This is a genomic window from Streptomyces sp. SID13726, assembly GCF_010548375.1.
Lineage (GTDB): Bacteria > Actinomycetota > Actinomycetes > Streptomycetales > Streptomycetaceae > Streptomyces.
Window position 1 is genome coordinate 1 of the sequence record NZ_JAAGLY010000154.1, and the last position, 614, is coordinate 614.

The 614-nt window shown below is 72.1% G+C and carries 2 pseudogenes; both read right to left on the reverse strand.

The window, feature by feature from the left end:
* Nucleotides 1-483 (reverse strand): annotated as a pseudogene (locus G3I78_RS46885) (ubiquinol-cytochrome C reductase); the annotation flags it as partial.
* Nucleotides 480-614: pseudogene (locus G3I78_RS52560) on the reverse strand (cystathionine beta-lyase); the annotation flags it as partial. The pseudogenes G3I78_RS52560 and G3I78_RS46885, both read right to left, overlap by 4 nt.

A 614-nucleotide genomic window follows, 5' to 3' on the forward strand; every position in this document is an offset into this window, starting at 1 on the left:
CACCGCGCCCTTGAGGACGCCGAGACGGGCGATGCCCGAGTCCTTGGCGCCGGCCTCGAGCTCGGCGATCGCACCGGCGCGGGTCTCCGCGTCGCTTGCGATCGGGTGGCGCTCGTCGACCTTCTCGTGGTCGGACATGAGCACCTTCGCCCAGTGCACGGCACCCAGGCCGATGCCGAGCAGCGCGAAGGCGATGGCCACGCCGAGCGAGAGCGTCGACAGGCGCACGCCGGCCGTGGTCCCGTCCGGCGGGATGACGAAGTACACGACGAGCGCGGCGATCGTGCCGATCACCGAGAGGCCGAAGAGCGTCGCGACCTGGCGCTCGCCGCGCTTCGACGCCTTCGGGTCGCGGTCGGCCATGCGGCTCTTGTGCTCCGGCAGACCCGGGTCCGGGAACGTCTCGAGGGTGCCGTGCTCCTCGCGGTGCCCGACCTCGCGGTGCGAGGACTCGGGCGACCGGGGGTTCTGGTAGTCGCTCACGAGGACTTCGCTCCGATCCACACCGCGGCCCCGATGAGGAGGCCCATTCCGACGATCCAGGCCCACAGACCCTCGCTGACCGGGCCGAGCGAGCCGAGCGACAGGCCACCGGCCGAGCCCTCACGCTGGAA